An 18259-nucleotide genomic window follows, 5' to 3' on the forward strand; every position below is an offset into this window, starting at 1 on the left:
TTATTTTAGTCTCGTGATAACAATTAAAAGCATTTCAAAATTCGACAAAGCACACGCTACAGTTATTACTATTGGTACTTTTGATGGTGTGCACATTGGTCATAAAAAGATACTAGAAAGACTCATAAATAGTGCCAAACTATTAGAAATAGAAAGTACAGTACTTACTTTTTTTCCGCACCCTAGAATGGTTTTGCAACAAGATAGCAATATTAAACTACTTAACACTATTGAAGAGAAAGAAATGATACTAAGCAACTTAGGCTTAGATTTTTTAATTATTCATCCTTTTTCTAAAGAGTTTTCTAGATTAAGCGCCATAGAATTTGTTCGTGACCTCCTAGTTAATAAACTCAATACTAAAAAAATTATTATAGGTTATGACCATAGATTTGGACGTAACCGTAATGCAGACATTAACGATTTAAGAAACTACGGCACTACGTTTGATTTTAATGTTGAGGAAATTACCGCACAAGAAATTGATGATGTCTCTGTTAGCTCTACTAAAATAAGAAAAGCACTTGCAGAAGGTGATGTAAGTAAAGCAAATAGTTATTTGGGCTACAATTATATGCTAACAGGTATAGTTACCAAAGGCAAAGGCTTAGGCAGACAATTAAATTACCCCACAGCAAATATTTATATCAAAGAAGAATACAAACTAATTCCTAAAAACGGAGTATACGCTGTTAAAGCAAAACTAAACAACTCTACAGTTTTTGGAATGATGAATATTGGCTACAACCCAACTGTAAACGGTACAGAAAAAACCATAGAAGTTAATTTCTTTAATTTTGATGGTGACCTTTACGGTAAAAAAATACAAGTAGATATTTTAGACCGTATTAGAGATGAAGTAAAATTTAACTCTTTAGACGATTTAAAAGAGCAACTTGCAAAAGACCAAGAAACTGCCACTAGTTTAATTGCTAAACTATGAACTCCTTTCTTTTTAAAAAAATAGACAACGCGGGCCTAATTCTCTTTAGGACTTTTTTTGGTATTTTAATTAGTTTAGAGTCTTTTGGCGCTATACTTACTGGCTGGGTAAGAACAAATCTTGTAGAACCTACTTTTAATTTTAGTTTTATAGGTTTTGAGTGGCTAACAGTGTTTACAGGTCCAGGTATGTACGCCTACTTTGTTTTAATGGGTATTACCGGTATTTTTATTTCTATAGGTTACAAGTACAAATACAGTATGCTTGCCTTTGCTATTTTATGGACAAGCGTATATTTAATGCAAAAAACATCGTACAACAACCATTACTACCTTCTAATGCTAATTTCGTGGATAATGGTATTTTTTCCGGCAAACGCAGACAATTCTGTAGATGCTAGAAAAAAACCCGAATTGCGCACTAATAAAATGTATGCTTACTACAAGTATATTATTGTGCTGCAATTAATTATAGTTTACACGTATGCCTCTGTAGCAAAATTATATGCAGACTGGCTAGATTTTGGTTTTATAAAAGTATTGATGCAAAATAAAGCAGATTACTTTTTAATTGGAGACTTTTTACAACTTGCTTGGGTACACAAAATTGTAGCTGTTTTTGGTATTTTGTTTGATTTACTAATTATTCCGGCACTGTTGTGGAAACCAAGTAGAAAAATTGCATTTATACTCGCTATATTTTTTCATTTGTTTAACTCTATTGTTTTTCAAATTGGTATTTTCCCTTACTTAGCTTTAGCTTTCACTGTTTTCTTTTTTGAACCACAAAAGCTTAGAAATATCTTTTTCTTAAAAGAAAAAAAACATAAAGAATACTCATCAGCAATTCCAAAACACAAAACTATTATTATTGGTGTTTGGGTAATTTATTTTTTGTTTCAATTAGGCTTGCCCATAAGGCATCACTTTTTTAAAGATGATGTACTTTGGAATGAAGAAGGCCACAGGCTTAGTTGGCGTATGATGTTGCGCTCGCGTAGCGGAAGTGTTAGTTTTACTACTGTAGACAAAAACACAAATAAAAAAACACGCATCAATCTAAACAATTATCTTACAAAAAAACAACGTAGAAAAATTGGTGCCTACCCAGATTTTATTTGGCAATTTGCACAACACTTAAAACAAGAAGCCAAGGAAGACGGTAAGGATATTGCTGTTTACGTAAAATCTAGAGTAAGCATTAACGGTAAACCATACCAACCATTTATAGACCCAACTGTAGATTTAGCACAAGAGAAATGGCATCATTTTAAACACAATAATTTTATTTTACCAAGTCCTAAGTAAAGTATACAGCCACAAAGTCTTCAACTTTTACGCATTCTCTTTTGCGCAATCCCTTTTTACCATTAAATTTGCTGTTAAAATTAAAAATAGATGCTACAGCTTCAAGCTATTCGAGAACAAAAAGACGAGATTATTATCGCCCTAAAAAAGCGTAATATAGATGCAGCTCCTTTGTTAGAAAACGTACTTTCATTAGATGAAAAACGTAGAGATGCACAAACCAAATTAGACAACACACTTGCAGAAAGCAATAAGTTATCTAAAGAAATTGGTATGCTTTTTAAATCCGGAAAAGCATCTGAAGCAACTACTTTAAAAGAACGCACTGTTTCTTTAAAAGAAGAATCTAAAACATTACAAGAAGAGCTAAATACTGTTGCAGAGCAGTTACAAACATTGTTATACCAAATTCCTAATGTACCACACCCAAGTGTGCCTGCAGGTAATACAGATGAAGACAATGAGGAAATTTTTAGAGAAGGAGATATTCCAGAATTAATAGAAGGTGCATTGCCACACTGGGAACTTGCTAAAAAATACGACATTATAGATTTTGAACTTGGTGTTAAAATTGCTGGTGCTGGTTTTCCTGTTTACAAAGGAAAAGGTGCTAGGTTACAGCGTGCGCTTATTGCTTACTTTTTAGATAAAAATACAGCTGCTGGTTACCAAGAAATTCAAGTTCCGCATTTGGTAAATGAAATTTCTGGTTACGGAACCGGTCAATTACCAGATAAAGAAGGACAAATGTACCACGTTACAGAAGACGACCTGTATTTAATACCTACAGCAGAAGTCCCTGTAACTAATATTTTTAGAGACACCATTGTTAACCAGAAAGATTTTCCTATTACCTACACAGGCTACACACCTTGTTTTAGGAGAGAGGCTGGTAGTTATGGGGCACACGTTCGTGGCTTAAACAGACTACACCAGTTTGATAAAGTAGAACTTGTACGTGTAGAACACCCAGACAATTCTTATGCTGCCTTAGATGGTATGGTAGAGCACATAAAAGATATTTTAAGAGAATTAAAGTTACCATACAGATTGCTACGCCTTTGTGGTGGCGACCTTGGTTTTACAGCTGCTCTTACGTTTGATTTTGAAGTGTTTTCTACTGCACAAGACCGTTGGTTAGAAATTAGTTCTGCTTCTAATTTTGAAGCATACCAAGCAAATAGACTTAAGTTACGTTTTAAAGACGAAAATGGTAAAAGCCAATTTGCACATACATTAAACGGAAGCTCTTTAGCTTTACCACGTGTTTTAGCTGGAATTTTAGAAAATTACCAAACAGAAAATGGCATTAAAATACCAGAAGTTCTTGTGCCTTATTGTGGTTTTGATATGATAGATTAAGGTTCTTTAACAAGAACTTCTTATATTCTTGGTATCTTTACTTTTAAAAATAGATTTCTTGAGAATATTTATACTTATACTAGCCTGCTGTTTTGCACAACTTTCTGTTGGGCAAAACAGCTTTTTAGCTAAACAGTATTTTGATGATGGAGATTTTGACAAAGCCGTAATTTTTTACGAAAAGCTTGTAAAAGAAAACCCAAGAAGATCTGACTACCAAACATTTTTAATTAGCTGCTACCAGCAACTAGAGCGTTATTCTGATGCAGAAAAGCAAATACAACAGAATTTACAGTCAAACAATCCGCACCCAGTATATTACATAGACTTAGGACATAATTACACCCTACAGGGTAATGATGCAGAAGCCACTAAATATTACGACTTAGCATACTCAAAAGTAGCAGAAAACCCCAGAGACGGCTATGGTTTAGCCTACAGGTTTCAAAAATATTCCCTTTTAGAATATGCTGCAAAAACATATAGTAAAGCAATGGAATTAAATCCTGACTTGGATTTTAATTTTCAGTTAGCACGCATTTACGGAGAACAAGGCAATGTAGAAAAAATGTTTTACAGCCTGCTTAATATCATAGGTAAAAACCCAGATAAAATGCCAACTGTAATTCGTAGTTTAGACGATTTTATCACATCAGATTCTGATTACAGAAACAACATCATTTTAAAAAAACTAATTCTTAGAAACGCACAACGTACCCCAGATATTATATGGAATGAAATGTTGAGTTGGCTATTTATACAGCAAAAACAATTTAACAGTGCTTTTAGTCAAGAAAAAGCTATTTACAAACGCTCCCAAGAAAGTAGTTTAAGAAGATTGCAAACATTAGCCAACATTTGTGTTGATGAAAACCAAAAAGAAACTGCCCAAGAGGTCTACAATTATATTGTAACCAACAGCACCAGAGAAGACAATATAAAACTCTATGCAGAACTACAAAGAATAGAGCTAGATTTAGAATTGTCTGAAAATAAAAATATAGAAATAGCACAAAAATCTTACAACTATCTTTTAGAAACTTATGGTTATAAAACGCACACTATACTGCTACAATTAAAGTATGCTAACTTTTTAGCTTTTAAGAAGAATAATTCTGAAGAAGCAATAACCGTTTTAAAAAAGACATTAGAATTACAACTTAACAAGTATGAAGAAGCTAAAATAAAAATGACTTTAGCAGATATACTTGTTTACAACAAAAGGTTTAACGAGGCTCTAATTTACTATACACAAATTCAGAAAAACTTAAAAAATGATATTCTAGCACAAAATGCTAGGTTTAAAGTTGCAAAAGCTAGTTTTTACAAAGGTGATTTTGACTGGGCTTTGGCGCAATTAAAAGTGTTACGCAGCTCTACATCTCAGCTAATTGCTAATGATGCTATGCAATTAAGCTTATTAATTTCTGATAACAGCCTTCAAGACTCTACTAAAACAGCATTAAAAAAGTATGCTACGGCAGATTTATTAGCGTATCAAAACAAGACAACAGAAGCCATTACCACTTTAGATGATATTTTAGAAAACCACAAAGGTGAAAAAATTGAAGACGAAGCCTTATTAAAACAAGCTGAACTACTTATACAACAAAAAAAGTATGAGAAAGCCGAGTTTAATTATCTAAAAATTATAGAATTTTACGCCTCCGGAATTTTAGCTGATGACGCCCATTATGCCTTAGGCGAACTATACCGCACTATTCTTTACAAGCCAGAAGAAGCAAAATACCATTATGAAAAAATAATTTATGGCTACCAAGACAGTTACTATTTTCCGTTAGCCAGAAAAGAGTTTAGAAAACTTAGAGGAGACGCTATAAATTAGTTATAGCTTTGCAGATTGTAAAAAAGTAAACATCACACTAAAAAATATATTATGTACATATACAATGTAACCATTAACATAGAAGAAGCAGCACACGACAAATGGTTGTCTTGGATGAAAGAAACACACATACCAGATATGCTAGCTACAGGTAAATTTACAGGAGCTAAAATGTGCAAAGTAATTATAGAAGAAGAAATGGGTGGCGTAACATACTCTGTACAGTACAGCACGCCAAACAAAGAAACTCTAGAGGTTTATTACAAAGAAGATGCAGATAAGTTGCGTGAAGAGGCTAACAAGCATTTTGCGGGTCAGTTTGTAGCTTTTAGAACAGAATTAGAGGTTATTGGAGAAGCTGTACTAACTCCTGCTAAAAAATAAATTTTTACACTGTAAAAACCTGGTATTAAATTATTAGCTACACAATTTATGTCTAAAAAGAAAAAAGAGTTTTTTAAAAAAAATAAGGCCGAACGCAGAAATGATAGCCCCGTAAAAGCTAAAAAACACCTTGGTCAGCATTTTTTGACAGATGAAGCTATTGCACAACAAATTGCTGAAACATTAACCCATAAAGGGTACACTAATGTTATAGAAATTGGGCCAGGTACAGGCGTGCTTACCAAGTACATTTTAAAACACAATTTAAATTTAATAGCTATGGATTTAGATACTGAATCTATAGCATATTTAAATCAGAATTTTTTGTTAGAGCACCCAAAGTTACTTACACGTAAAGGAACGTTTAAAGTTGTGGAGGCCGATTTTTTAAAACAAGATTTAACCACCATTTTTGGTGATGAGCAATTTGCTATAAGTGGTAATTTCCCGTACAACATATCTACACAAATTGTGTTTAAAACACTAGAACACAAAGAGCAGATACCAGAGTTTACAGGAATGTTTCAAAAAGAAGTTGCAGAGCGTATTTGCTCTAAAGAAGGTAGCAAAGCATATGGTATTTTATCTATACTAGCACAAGCATATTACCACGCAGAATATTTATTTACAGTACCGCCAACAGTTTTTAATCCGCCACCAAAGGTAGATTCTGGCGTACTTAGACTAACACGTAAAGAAAACTTAGACATTGGCGTAGATGAAAAATTACTATACCGTGTTGTAAAAGCAGTTTTTAATCAGCGTAGAAAAACTATTAGAAATAGCTTAAAAACCTTTGAACTTTCTGATAATTTAAAAGAAGACCCTATCTTTGGCAAACGTCCAGAACAATTAGCAGTTGCGGATTTTGTAGCACTTACAAAAAAGATAGCCAATGACACCGTTTAAATTAACAGACGAGTTTTTACAGCACATAGAAGCATTAATTTCCAGTCAAAAAGATACTGACATTCAGCTTCTTTTAGAGGAAGTACACTATGCAGATATTGCGGAAATTGTTAATGAGCTAAACACCGATGACGCTACCTATATTATTAAATTATTAGAGAGTGATAAAACCTCTGATATTTTAACTGAATTAGATGAGGACGTTAGAGAATCTATTTTAGGAAACTTATCTACAAAAGAAATTGCAGATGAGCTTAATGAGTTAGACACAGATGATGCGGCAGATATAGTTGCAGAGTTACCACAGAACATTGTAAAAGAGGTAATTTCTGAGCTTGAAGATAGAGAACACGCAAAAGATATTGTAGACCTTTTACGTTATGACGAGTACTCTGCTGGTGGTTTAATGGCAAAAGAACTTGTAAAAGTTAACGTAAACTGGAATGTACTTACCTGCGTAAAAGAAATGCGCGCACAGGCAGAAAACGTTACCAGAGTACACTCTATTTACGTGGTAGATGACGAGGAAAAACTTAAAGGCAGACTGTCTTTAAAAGATTTACTTACCACATCTACAAAAACACATATTAAAGATGTGTATATCCCAAAAGTAGATTCTGTTTCTGTAAACGAAAAACCAGAAGAAATTGCAAAAATAATGTCTAGGTATGACCTTGAAGCCATACCTGTTGTAGACGAAATTGGCAGATTAGTTGGTAGAATTACAATTGATGATATTGTAGATGTTATTAAAGATGAAGCCGATAAAGATTATCAAATGGCAGCTGGTATATCACAAGATGTAGAAGCAGATGATAGCATTTTAGATTTAACAAAAGCACGTTTGCCTTGGCTAATATTAGGTCTTTTTGGTGGTGTAGGTTCTGCCACAATAATGGGCACTTTTGAAGGCGTTATAAAAGGGCACATTTCTCTTTTATTGTTTACACCATTAATTGCCGCAATGGCTGGTAATGTTGGTGTGCAATCTAGTGCAATTGTTGTGCAAGGTATTGCCAATGATGATTTAAAAGGTAGTATGGTAAACAGACTAATAAAAGAAATACTTTTATCTGCACTTAACGGTACCATATTAGCCATTATACTTTTTTGCTTTGCTTGGCTTATGGAGGGCGATGTAAAAATGGCATTTGCCATATCTATATCTCTTATAGCTGTAATTATTGTAGCTGGTATTATTGGCACATTTGTACCTATTTTTTTACATAAAAGAGGAATTGATCCTGCCATTGCAACTGGGCCATTTATAACAACAAGTAACGATATTTTTGGTATAATTATTTATTTTTCAATAGCTAAACTATTTTTATAAAGCATAAGCTGTATCGTTTTTTATTTCTTCTAACACAAAAGAACTTTGCACATTAGATATGCCTTTTATTACAGATAACTTATCTAAAACAAATTGCTGATACTGCGTCATATCACTAACAGCAACTTTTAATAAAAAATCATAATTACCAGACAAGTGTTGGCAACTCATTATTTCTGGTAAATGAGCAATATTATTTTTAAAATTATCTATCAACTCCCTAGAGTGTGTTGCTAAAGTAATATGGCAATACACCTTAATGGTTTTATTAATCATTTCTTCGTTAAGCAAAGCCACATACCCTTTAATATAATTTTGCTGTTCTAGTTTTTTAATACGCTCAAAAGTAGGCGACACCGTTAACCCTATTTTATCTGCAATTTCTTTAGTGTTTTGCTTTGCATTTTGTTGCAACAGCATTAGTATTTTTTTGTCTACAGCATCCATATCAGTATATTTTTTTGTTAGGTCGATAGTTTTTAAATAAAAACAGAATAATCAAATTGAAAATAAACCATAATCCAGTATAATTTATCAAACTAACACCAAATTAAAGATACTTTGACTGAAAATACTAATTTTACAGTATTAAAACCTACTAAACTACTATGTATCAAAATATATCAGAAAAAGACGCAGAACGCCTTTACAAACTAAAGGAAAACATAGAGCAAGCTAGAGATACATTTTTAGGGTATCCTGTATCTAAAGATTTTGATTATTCTGAGCTCAGCAGCTTTTTACAATACCCAATAAACAACTTAGGAGATCCGTTTGAAGATGGCACATACAAGGTGCAAACACACGAAATGGAAAAGGAAGTTGTTGGTTTTTTTGCTAAACTATTTAGAGCACAACCAACAGATTATTGGGGATATATTACTAATGGCGGCTCTGAAAGTAACTTATACGGATTATACTTAGCACGTGAGCTATACCCAAAGGGAATGGTATATTATTCTGAGTCTACACACTATAGCGTGCGTAAAAATATTCATTTATTAAATATTCCAAGTATCATTATACGTTCTCAAGAAAACGGAGAAATAGATTATGAAGATTTTGAGAATACAGTTAAAATGAATCGTCATAAACCTGCCATTGTACTCACCACATTTGGCACCACAATGAAGGAAGCAAAAGATGATGTTTCTAAAATAAAAGGTATTTTAAAAAACTTAGCTATACAAGACCATTACATACATTGTGATGCTGCTTTATCTGGAACCTACGGAGCCTTTATGGAGCCGCGTATACCGTTTGATTTTAGAGATGGTGCAGATAGTATATCTATAAGCGGACATAAGTTTATAGGGTCTCCAATTCCGTCTGGCGTTATTATAACTAAGCGTAGCAATAGAGACCGTATAGCAAAAGGCATCTCTTACATTGGCTCTTTAGACACTACAATTACCGGCTCTAGAAATGGTCATAGTCCATTATTTTTATGGTATGCGCTTAAAAAAATAGGCGTAGAAGGTTTAAGAGCTCGTTACCAAAAGAGTTTAGAAACCGCTGTATATTGCGAAAATAGGTTAAAGGAAATTGGTGTAAACGCTTGGCGTAATCCAAATTCTATTACCGTTGTTTTTCCTAAAACAGCATTAGAAATTAAACAAAAATGGCAATTGGCTACAGAGGGTAATGTTGCACACGTTATATGTATGCCTAATGTTACAAAAGCACAAATAGACGAGTTTATTTATGATATGTCACAGGCCAGCACTATTGAAGAAGAAGAATTTGAGCTAGATTTTTAGATTAACACTACTAGTTTAGAACCCAAAAGTCAATGGATGTTATTTCCATTGGCTTTTTTTGTTGCCAATTGGTTATCTTTATAGAACAACAAAGCAACTACCAATGATAAAAAACTTGTTAAATATATGTGTTTTACTCCTTTTATTTAATGCTTGTAAACCCAAAGACAAACCCGCTACCGCAACAGATAACACAGACCGTAATACAACTAATAGCTCACCTACAAAGATTAACAATACTGCTTTAATTATTTTAGGCACTGTACAAGATGCTGGCTCACCACAAATAGGGTGCAAAAAAGACTGCTGCAAAGACTTATTTACAAATCCAGATGCTAGCAGAAAAGTAGTTTCTTTAGGAGTTATAGACACCAAAAACAAAGCAACTTTTTTATTTGAAGCCACACCAGATATTGCCACACAGGTAAAAGCGCTAAAAAACAGTGCAAACTTTAATGCTAAAGAAACTCCTACAGGCATTTTTTTAACGCACGCACATATTGGTCATTATGCAGGTTTAATGTTCCTAGGTAAAGAAGCTATGAATGCCAATTGCGCTGCGGTTTACGCTATGCCAAAAATGAAAACCTTTTTAGAGAATAACGGACCTTGGAGTCAGCTTATGGCTAACAAAAACATAGAAATAAAAGCTACTGAAAACAACAAAAAAATACAGCTAACCCCTTCTTTAAAAGTAGTTCCGTTTACAGTGCCACACAGAGATGAGTTTTCTGAAACCGTAGGTTACACTATAATTGGACCAAACAAAAGTGCTTTGTTTATTCCGGATATTGACAAGTGGAATAAGTGGGAACAAGATATTATTGCCGAAATTGCAAAAGTAGATTATGCATTTATAGATGCTACTTTTTATGATGCCGAAGAAATAAACAACAGAGATATTTCAGAAATTCCTCATCCATTTATTGTAGAAAGTATGGAGCTGTTTAAAGAGCTTCCTAAAGCAGAAAAAAGCAAAATAAATTTCATTCATTTTAATCATACAAATCCAGCCTTAAATATAGAAAGCGCTAAGGCAAAACAAATTATACAAAACGGATTTAACATTGCGCAGATTAACGGTATTTACAACTTATAAAACGCCTTACAAATATTATATTTACTCTAAAATTACACCTATGAAAATTAAACTGTTTTACCTTTTAGTTTGTGCACTTTTCACTACAGTTATCAAAGCACAGACCTATGCTAAAAATGGTATGGTAGTGTCAGACAACAGTGCGGCATCTAAAGTTGGTGCAGAAATCCTTAAAAAAGGTGGTAATGCAATAGATGCATCTGTTGCAACTGCTTTTGCTTTAGCCGTTACGCATCCACAAGCTGGTAATATTGGCGGTGGTGGCTTTTTAGTTTTTATGAAATCTGATGGTAACGCTACCACAATAGATTTTAGAGAAAAAGCACCTTTAAAAGCAACTACAAATATGTTTTTAGATGAACAGGGCAACTTAATACCTGGCTCTAACCACAATGGTTTGCAATCTGTTGGTGTACCCGGCACGGTTGCAGGGCTATTTATGGCGCATAAAAAATATGGTAAGCTACCTTGGGCATCACTTGTACAGCCAGCTATTGATTTAGCAGAAAACGGTGTGCCTTTGTCTTACACGCTGTATAAACACGCCCTACATTATAAAAAGGAATCTGAATTTATGGCCAATTATTTTACCAATGAAAAAGGTGAAATAACACAAATGGATGAAATTTGGAAACAACCTGTACTTGCCGCAACGCTAAAAGAAATTAGAGATAATGGTAAAGACGGTTTTTACAAAGGTAAGGTAGCCAAAGAAATTGCTCGTTTTATGAAAAAAAATGATGGTTTAATTACATTAAAAGATTTAGTAAAATATGAAGCCGTAGAAAGAACTCCTTTAAAAGGAACTTATAAGGGGCACGACATTTTTGTAATGCCACCTCCTAGTTCTGGTGGAGTTGCATTGTTAGAAATGATGAATATTATGGAGTTAGCAGATTTTAATAACACGCCTTTTAACTCAACACCTTACGTACATTTGGTAGCAGAAGCTATGCGTAGAGCTTTTGCAGATAGAGCAGAACATTTAGGTGATCCTGACTTTAATTTAAATATGCCTTTAGAAAAACTTACGTCTAAAGAATTTGCTAAAAACAGGTTTAAAAATATAGATTGGCAAAAAGCATCTGTAAGCGATTCTACCAAATTTGGACAAATTTACGAAGGCAACAATACCACTCATTTATCTATTTTAGATAAAGAAGGTAATGCCGTATCGTTAACCTACACTTTAGAACATTCCTACGGTTCTAGATTAGGTTCTCCTAAACTTGGTTTTATTTTTAATAATGAAATGGGAGATTTTAATCCGCAACCAGACTACACAAACAGCAAAGGCTTAATTGGTTCTGCTGCTAACATTATTAAGCCAGAAAAAAGAATGCTTTCTAGTATGACTCCTACAATTGTAGCTAAAGACGGTAAAGCTGTTTTGGTTATTGGTAGCCCAGGCGGAAGAACAATTATAAACACGGTCTTTCAAACAGTTTTAAATGTAATTGAGTTTGATATGCCTATACACAAAGCTATTGAAGCTATGAAAATTCACCACCAATGGTTACCAGACCGTATTTTGTATGAAAAAGATTTACTATCACCAGACACTATAAAGGCATTAGAAGCTATGGGACATACAATGGTAGAACGCGAGCACTTAGGCAGGCTAATGGGTATTACTGTAGATACTGAAAATAAAGTTTACATAGGAGCATCAGATTCTTCTAGTCCAGATGGTGGTGCAATTGGTTATTAATTTTAATACATTTTATTTTGAAAACCATCAACCTAAAAGAAAAACAAAGCAAGTTTAGTAAACAGTGGCATCCGCACCAAATTGCTGTTGTAGACAATATGCAGGTACTTTTAGCCAAATTAAAAGGCAACTTTGTTTGGCACGCACACGAAAATGAAGATGAACTTTTTCAGGTACTAAAAGGTACATTGTATATGCAATTTAGAGACCGTACAGAAATAGTAAAAGAAGGCGAAATAATTGTGGTTCCTAAAGGCGTAGAACACTGCCCTAAAACAAAAAATGATGAAGTTGTAGAGGTTTTGTTGTTTGAGAAACAATCTATTTCACACACAGGCACTGTTATTGACGAGAAAACACAAACTGAATATCCAAAAATATAATAATGAAAGTATTGCATTTAGATAAAAATCATCCTTTAATAATAGAACAATTTAAAGATTTTGGTTTTGTAAATGATATAGATTACACAGCAACTAAAGAGGAAGTTGAAGCTATTATTCACAACTATGAGGGATTAATTATACGCAGTAGATTTCCGTTAGACAAAGCATTTTTAGACAAAGCAGCCAACCTAAAATTTATAGGAAGATTAGGTGCTGGCCTAGAAAATATAGATACAGATTACGCTACGCAGAAAGGTATTTTTTTAGCTTCTGCCCCAGAAGGCAACCGCAATGCTGTTGGCGAACACACATTGGGTATGATTTTATCTTTGTTTAATAAGTTAAATAAAGCAAGCCAAGAAATCCGTAATGGCAAATGGGACAGAGAAGGCAACCGAGGTATTGAGCTAGACGGTAGAACCGTTGGTATAATAGGCTACGGAAATATGGGTAATGCTTTTGCTAAAAAACTACGTGGTTTTGATGTAGATGTATTGTGCTATGATATTAAAGATGGTGTTGGCAACGAAAATGCAACTCAAGTATCATTAAAAGAGTTACAACAAAAAGCAGATGTATTAAGTCTACACGTACCACAGTCTAATTCTACCAAAAATATGGTAACAACAGGCTTTATTAATGACTTTAAAAAGCCGTTTTGGTTGTTTAATACTGCTCGTGGTAAATGTGTAGTAACAGCAGATTTGGTGGCAGCACTAAAAGAAGGTAAAATATTAGGCGCAGGACTAGATGTTTTAGAATATGAAAAAGCCTCTTTTGAAAATATGTTTACAGATAATGAACTCCCTAAAGCTTTTGAATACTTAATACAATCTGATAAAGTTTTACTTAGTCCGCACGTAGCTGGCTGGACCGTAGAAAGCAAAATTAAACTTGCACAAACTATTGTAGATAAGGTAGAAGCAAAGTTTTTGTAACTTTAAAAGTGAACCAAAGGAACACAAGATTATGCAATCTAAAGCCGTAACACCAGACCAATATATAAATGAACTACCAGAAGAGCGTAAGGAAACTTTTTCTAAAATTAGAGAAATAATTTTAAATAATATCCCTGCTGGTTTTACAGAAACTATGAGTTATGGTATGTTAGGCTATGTTGTACCACATATCTTATATGCAGATGGCTACCATTGTGATCCAAAGTTGCCACTACCCTTTATGAATGTGGCTTCGCAAAAAAACTTTATTGCCTTGTACCATTCTGGTATTTATGCAGACCCAGACTTGTTAAATTGGTTTACTAAAGAATATCCTAAGCATTGCAAACGCAAGTTAGATATGGGCAAAAGCTGTATAAGATTTAAAAAGTTAGATGATATCCCATACGAGTTAATTGGCGAACTGGCTACAAAAATGACGGTACAACAATGGATAGATTTATACGAGAAAAACACTAAAAAATAAAACCAATATGAAGAATAGGGTAACAGGCTTAGGTGGTTTCTTTTTTAAAACAGAAGACCCAGATAAAATAAAGCAATGGTACAAAGACAGATTAGGTCTAGATACAGACCGTTATGGTTGTACCTTTTGGTGGAAAGATAAAGAAGGAAACGATTGTAGTACCCAATGGAGTCCAATGAAAAATGACACCACGTATTTTGAACCTAGCAAATCTTCTTTTATGATGAATTTTAGGGTTGAAAACTTAGAGAAATTATTAGAAGTACTAAAAGCAGAAGGTGTTACTATTGTTGGTGAAATAGAAGAATATAGCTACGGAAAATTTGGATGGATACTAGACCCTGACGGAAATAAACTAGAATTATGGGAGCCAATAGACGAAGCTTTTAAGTAATAATTAAAAAAAATTACTACATTTATCTCACAATTAAATTAAACCAACACACAAAAATTATGTCAGAAGAAAACAAGGATTTTGCTGATGAAGCAAAAGAAACAACAAACGAATTTGCAGAAGGCGCAAAAGAAGCTGCTAACGATATATCTGAAGGCCTAAACAATATGGCTGGAGGAGAAAACAAGAAAATGCTAGTTGGTATTTTAGCAATTATCTTTGGATCTTTAGGAGTTCATAAATTTATTTTAGGCTACCAAAAAGAAGGTATTATTTTGCTAGTTGCAACCGTAGTAGGTTACGCAACTCTTTGCATTGCTGTTGGTGGTATCATTCTTGCAGCAACTTGGATTATTGGTATTGTTGAAGGTATTATGTACCTAACAAAATCTGATGAAGAATTCTACAACACATACCAAGTAGGTAGAAAGCCTTGGTTTTAAAGAATTAAAACAAATTACAAAACAGAAGGGCTATCTATTTTTTAGATGGCCTTTTTTAGTTTACAGACTCATAATCTAAGGGTAATGTATTTGCTATTCTAAGCAAGCCCATATCGCCGCCAAACAACACCACATCTACAGGAGAATGGTTGCCATAAGCATCTATTTCAAAAGGGTTTTGAGTTACTACAACAAAAGAATTACTCCACCTATTATACAACACATTTAAGCGCTCTAAAGTCTGCGTTACTTTGGTGTTACCATTGCCTATACTTTCTACTTTGTAATAGTCATAAGGGTTTACTTCTAAACTCTCTTTAAAAATTCTAAAATTTTCTTCTGTTAGTCTCTTTGCAGACAAAGCACGCATAAAATGTAATGTAGACCCATAATAAGTAAGTTCTCTATTTTTAATATACTTACGCCTTGTTTTTTTATCTATTTCCTTAAACAAGGTAGTGCCTGCATAAAACACAGAACCTGTTAACCTAAAACCATTTATATTGGTTTTATACCTAACCTCAAAATCTTGTAAATGATACTCTAAATTATACCCTAAAAATTTATTTTGAACTAGAATAGGCTTGTTGGCATAAGCATAAAGTACATCTTCTTTTTTACTGTAGTACAAGCGTATGTCATCTTCATTTAAAATTTTACATTTTTGTGCTGGTAAAGTGGAGCCTAAAAACTGATTTCTAAAGATGCGTAATTTCTTTTCTCTACTCCAAGTGTCTGGTTCCAGAACAACCTCATTTAATTCTTCTATGGCTTCTTGTAAGTAAATAGTACCTACAGTTGTTTTACCAACTACATTTACAACCTTATTTTTAAATCCAAAATAACTTATGACTAAAGGTGAAGTACTATTTTTTTCTGTAGAAATACTAAAATAACCATCTGTAGTTGTAATCACACCAATGGTTGTACCATCATAAAAAACAGATGCTCCTTGCAAAGGTTCTTTACTAACCTCATCTAAAACATAACCATTAACAGTATTTTGCGTGAATCCTTGTAGAAAAAGAAGTGCAAATAAAAAAAAGAAACTCGTTTTCATTTGCACTAGTATTATTCTGTTTGTCCGTTGTGTAGTTTTTGTTCCAATTCTGCCTGAAATTCTTCCATAACCGGCTTAACAGTACTTTCTGGTATATCTGCAATTTTAATATACATTAAACCATCTACAGAGTTATTAAAAAGCGGATCTACGTTAAATGCTACCACTTTTGCATTTTGTTTAATATATTTTTTAATTAAAACAGGCAAGCGTAAGTTACCTGGTTCTACCTCATCAATAAGTCTATCAAACTTATTTAAATCGGCTTCAGTTTCATCAAAAATAAATTCTTTATCTGCGTCTTTTAATTTTACCTTAAACTCTTTTTTAGGCCTAATATACTGCGCTACATACGGATCCCAGTAGTTAGATTTCATAAACTCTATCATTAAAGATTTAGAGAAATTAGAAAACTGATTACTAATACTAACACCACCTATTAAGTACTTATACTCTGGGTGCCTAAGTGTTGTGTGCACAATACCTTTCCAAAGTAAAAATAGAGGCATTGGTTTTTGCTGGTATTCCTTTACTATATATGCCCTACCCATTTCTATGGTTTGCTGCATCATACCATACAGTTCTGGCTCTAACCTAAAAAGATCTTGAACATAAAAACCATCTATACCATATTTTTTAAATATTTCGCCTCCAAGCCCCATACGGTAAGCACCAACTATAGCTTTTCCTTGGTCATCCCACAGAAAAAGATGGTGGTAATAATTATCAAACTCATCTAAATCTATAGCCTTATTAGTTCCTTCACCAATAGCTCTAAAAGTAACCTCTCTTTGCCTACCTATTTCTTGTAAAATAGAAGGCATATCATCTGCGGTAGCCAAAAAGACTTCATAAGATTTACTTTGTAAAAGTCTACAATCTTTTTTACGTAATTCTTCAATCTCCTTTTCTATAATGTCTCTGCTAATAGGTGTTGCTATTTTTTTAGGAGCTTTGGGTATTTTTAGTGTTGTAGGTACTTTATCTATCAACCTTTCTTTTTCAAAGGCATTAGACAACATATATGTTTTTCTACGCAATAAATCTGTAAAATCTGCTAAGCTCTTGTGTTCGTTCTGAGTTTTTACAGTTATAGGCTGACCAATTCTAACTTTAATGACTCTGTTTTTTTGCGTAGTTACTTCAGACGGTAATTTAGCAGTTCTAAAAACATCACTAATTTTAGACAACCTGTAAAACAACCTACTATTTTTAGCGTGAAAATAGATTGGAACCACAGGCACTTCTGCCCTTCTTATGAGCTTTAAAGCAGTTTCTTCCCAAGGTTTATCTACAATTAATTTTCCATCTCTATAAGTAGATACTTCACCTGCAGGAAAAATACCCAATGGATGTCCTCCTCTTAAATGTAGCATCGCATTTTTAAATCCGGCTAAACTACTTTTTACATCTTTTCTAGTCTCAAAAGGATTTACAGGTAATATGTAAGGCGACATTGGCTCTATTCTATTTAACAGAAAATTAGCCATTATTTTAAAGTCGGCCCTATGTTGCAAAAGTAATTTTAACAATAAAACACCATCTATACCACCCAGCGGATGGTTAGATATGGTGATGTATGCTCCGTCTTTTGGAAGTCTTCTAAAGTCTTCCTCAGGAATCTCAAATTTAATTTGGTAATGCTCTAAAATAGCATCTAAAAAAGCGGTCTCTGTTAGGTGCTTATGGTCATCATAAAAGGCATTAATACTAGATATTTTAGTCACCTTCATTAACAACCAACCTATAAAAGTACCAACAAAACCAAACTTATCTACTTTAATGGCCTGCGCAACTTCTTTTGCTGTAACTAATCCCATAAATTATATTGTGATAAACAAATATAACTTATTAGTTTTAATGTAAAACAATGTAGGTTATTTTAATACCAACAATA

The 18259-nt window shown here is 33.4% G+C and carries 18 protein-coding genes; 15 read left to right on the top strand and 3 right to left on the bottom strand.

Features of this window, described 5'->3' with window-relative positions:
- Positions 1-13: 13 nt before the first annotated feature.
- From AX016_RS01880 to mgtE, 7 genes are all read left to right on the top strand, one after another.
- Positions 14-943 (top strand): bifunctional riboflavin kinase/FAD synthetase, encoded by a 930-nt coding sequence (locus AX016_RS01880; RefSeq protein ID WP_100893989.1) that lies wholly within the window; start codon positions 14-16, stop codon positions 941-943.
- Positions 940-2250: an HTTM domain-containing protein gene (locus AX016_RS01885; protein WP_100893990.1), complete on the top strand. Its 1311-nt coding sequence runs from the start codon at positions 940-942 to the stop codon at positions 2248-2250. The genes AX016_RS01880 and AX016_RS01885 overlap by 4 nt, the downstream gene beginning before the upstream one ends.
- A 90-nt stretch (positions 2251-2340) precedes the next feature.
- A complete protein-coding gene (gene serS, locus AX016_RS01890; RefSeq protein ID WP_100893991.1) occupies positions 2341-3612 on the top strand; it encodes a serine--tRNA ligase in 1272 nt (423 codons plus the stop codon).
- Between the two features lie 58 nt (positions 3613-3670).
- A complete protein-coding gene (locus AX016_RS01895) occupies positions 3671-5458 on the top strand; it encodes a tetratricopeptide repeat protein (protein ID WP_100896781.1) in 1788 nt (595 codons plus the stop codon).
- A gap of 51 nt (positions 5459-5509) precedes the next feature.
- Positions 5510-5842: a DUF4286 family protein gene (locus AX016_RS01900; protein WP_100893992.1), complete on the top strand. Its 333-nt coding sequence runs from the start codon at positions 5510-5512 to the stop codon at positions 5840-5842.
- Positions 5843-5890: 48 nt separating this feature from the next.
- A complete protein-coding gene (rsmA, locus tag AX016_RS01905; protein WP_100893993.1) occupies positions 5891-6751 on the top strand; it encodes a 16S rRNA (adenine(1518)-N(6)/adenine(1519)-N(6))-dimethyltransferase RsmA in 861 nt (286 codons plus the stop codon).
- Complete coding sequence (mgtE, locus tag AX016_RS01910) at positions 6738-8084, top strand: magnesium transporter (RefSeq protein ID WP_100893994.1); 1347 nt, start codon at positions 6738-6740, stop codon at positions 8082-8084. Before rsmA ends, mgtE begins: the two co-directional genes overlap by 14 nt.
- Here the strand turns inward: mgtE and AX016_RS01915 are convergent.
- Complete coding sequence (locus tag AX016_RS01915; RefSeq protein ID WP_100893995.1) at positions 8079-8531, bottom strand: Lrp/AsnC family transcriptional regulator; 453 nt, start codon at positions 8529-8531, stop codon at positions 8079-8081. The genes mgtE and AX016_RS01915 overlap by 6 nt on opposite strands.
- A gap of 161 nt (positions 8532-8692) precedes the next feature.
- On the opposite strand from AX016_RS01915, the gene AX016_RS01920 reads away from it, so the two are divergent.
- The 8 genes from AX016_RS01920 (at position 8693) to AX016_RS01955 (ending at position 15302) form a co-directional block, all read left to right on the top strand.
- Complete coding sequence (locus AX016_RS01920; protein WP_100893996.1) at positions 8693-9844, top strand: histidine decarboxylase; 1152 nt, start codon at positions 8693-8695, stop codon at positions 9842-9844.
- 103 nt (positions 9845-9947) lie between these two features.
- On the top strand, positions 9948-10943 hold the full coding sequence (locus AX016_RS01925; protein WP_100893997.1) for an MBL fold metallo-hydrolase: 996 nt from the start codon (positions 9948-9950) through the stop codon (positions 10941-10943).
- Positions 10944-10983: 40 nt separating this feature from the next.
- Positions 10984-12654 carry a gamma-glutamyltransferase gene (gene ggt / locus AX016_RS01930; RefSeq protein ID WP_100893998.1) on the top strand — a complete coding sequence of 557 codons (1671 nt, stop codon included), beginning with the start codon at positions 10984-10986 and terminating at the stop codon, positions 12652-12654.
- Positions 12655-12671: 17 nt separating this feature from the next.
- A complete protein-coding gene (locus tag AX016_RS01935; protein ID WP_100893999.1) occupies positions 12672-13037 on the top strand; it encodes a cupin domain-containing protein in 366 nt (121 codons plus the stop codon).
- A gap of 2 nt (positions 13038-13039) precedes the next feature.
- Positions 13040-13978 carry a 2-hydroxyacid dehydrogenase gene (locus AX016_RS01940; RefSeq protein WP_100894000.1) on the top strand — a complete coding sequence of 313 codons (939 nt, stop codon included), beginning with the start codon at positions 13040-13042 and terminating at the stop codon, positions 13976-13978.
- A 31-nt stretch (positions 13979-14009) separates the two neighbouring features.
- The gene (locus AX016_RS01945; RefSeq protein ID WP_100894001.1) at positions 14010-14465 is read left to right on the top strand and encodes a DUF1801 domain-containing protein; all 456 of its coding nucleotides are present in this window, start codon (positions 14010-14012) and stop codon (positions 14463-14465) included.
- Between the two features lie 7 nt (positions 14466-14472).
- Positions 14473-14859 (top strand): VOC family protein, encoded by a 387-nt coding sequence (locus AX016_RS01950; RefSeq protein WP_100894002.1) that lies wholly within the window; start codon positions 14473-14475, stop codon positions 14857-14859.
- A gap of 59 nt (positions 14860-14918) precedes the next feature.
- Positions 14919-15302, top strand: a complete 384-nt coding sequence (locus AX016_RS01955; protein ID WP_100894003.1) for a TM2 domain-containing protein — start codon at positions 14919-14921, stop codon at positions 15300-15302.
- A 55-nt stretch (positions 15303-15357) separates the two neighbouring features.
- On the opposite strand, the gene AX016_RS01960 is transcribed toward AX016_RS01955, so the two are convergent.
- Together AX016_RS01960 and AX016_RS01965 are read right to left on the bottom strand one after the other, a co-directional pair.
- Positions 15358-16362, bottom strand: a complete 1005-nt coding sequence (locus AX016_RS01960; RefSeq protein WP_100894004.1) for a carboxypeptidase-like regulatory domain-containing protein — start codon at positions 16360-16362, stop codon at positions 15358-15360.
- A gap of 11 nt (positions 16363-16373) precedes the next feature.
- Positions 16374-18182, bottom strand: a complete 1809-nt coding sequence (locus AX016_RS01965) for a GNAT family N-acyltransferase (protein ID WP_100894005.1) — start codon at positions 18180-18182, stop codon at positions 16374-16376.
- Positions 18183-18259 lie beyond the last annotated feature (77 nt).

The organism is Cellulophaga sp. RHA19 (genome assembly GCF_002813425.1).
Lineage (GTDB): Bacteria > Bacteroidota > Bacteroidia > Flavobacteriales > Flavobacteriaceae > Cellulophaga.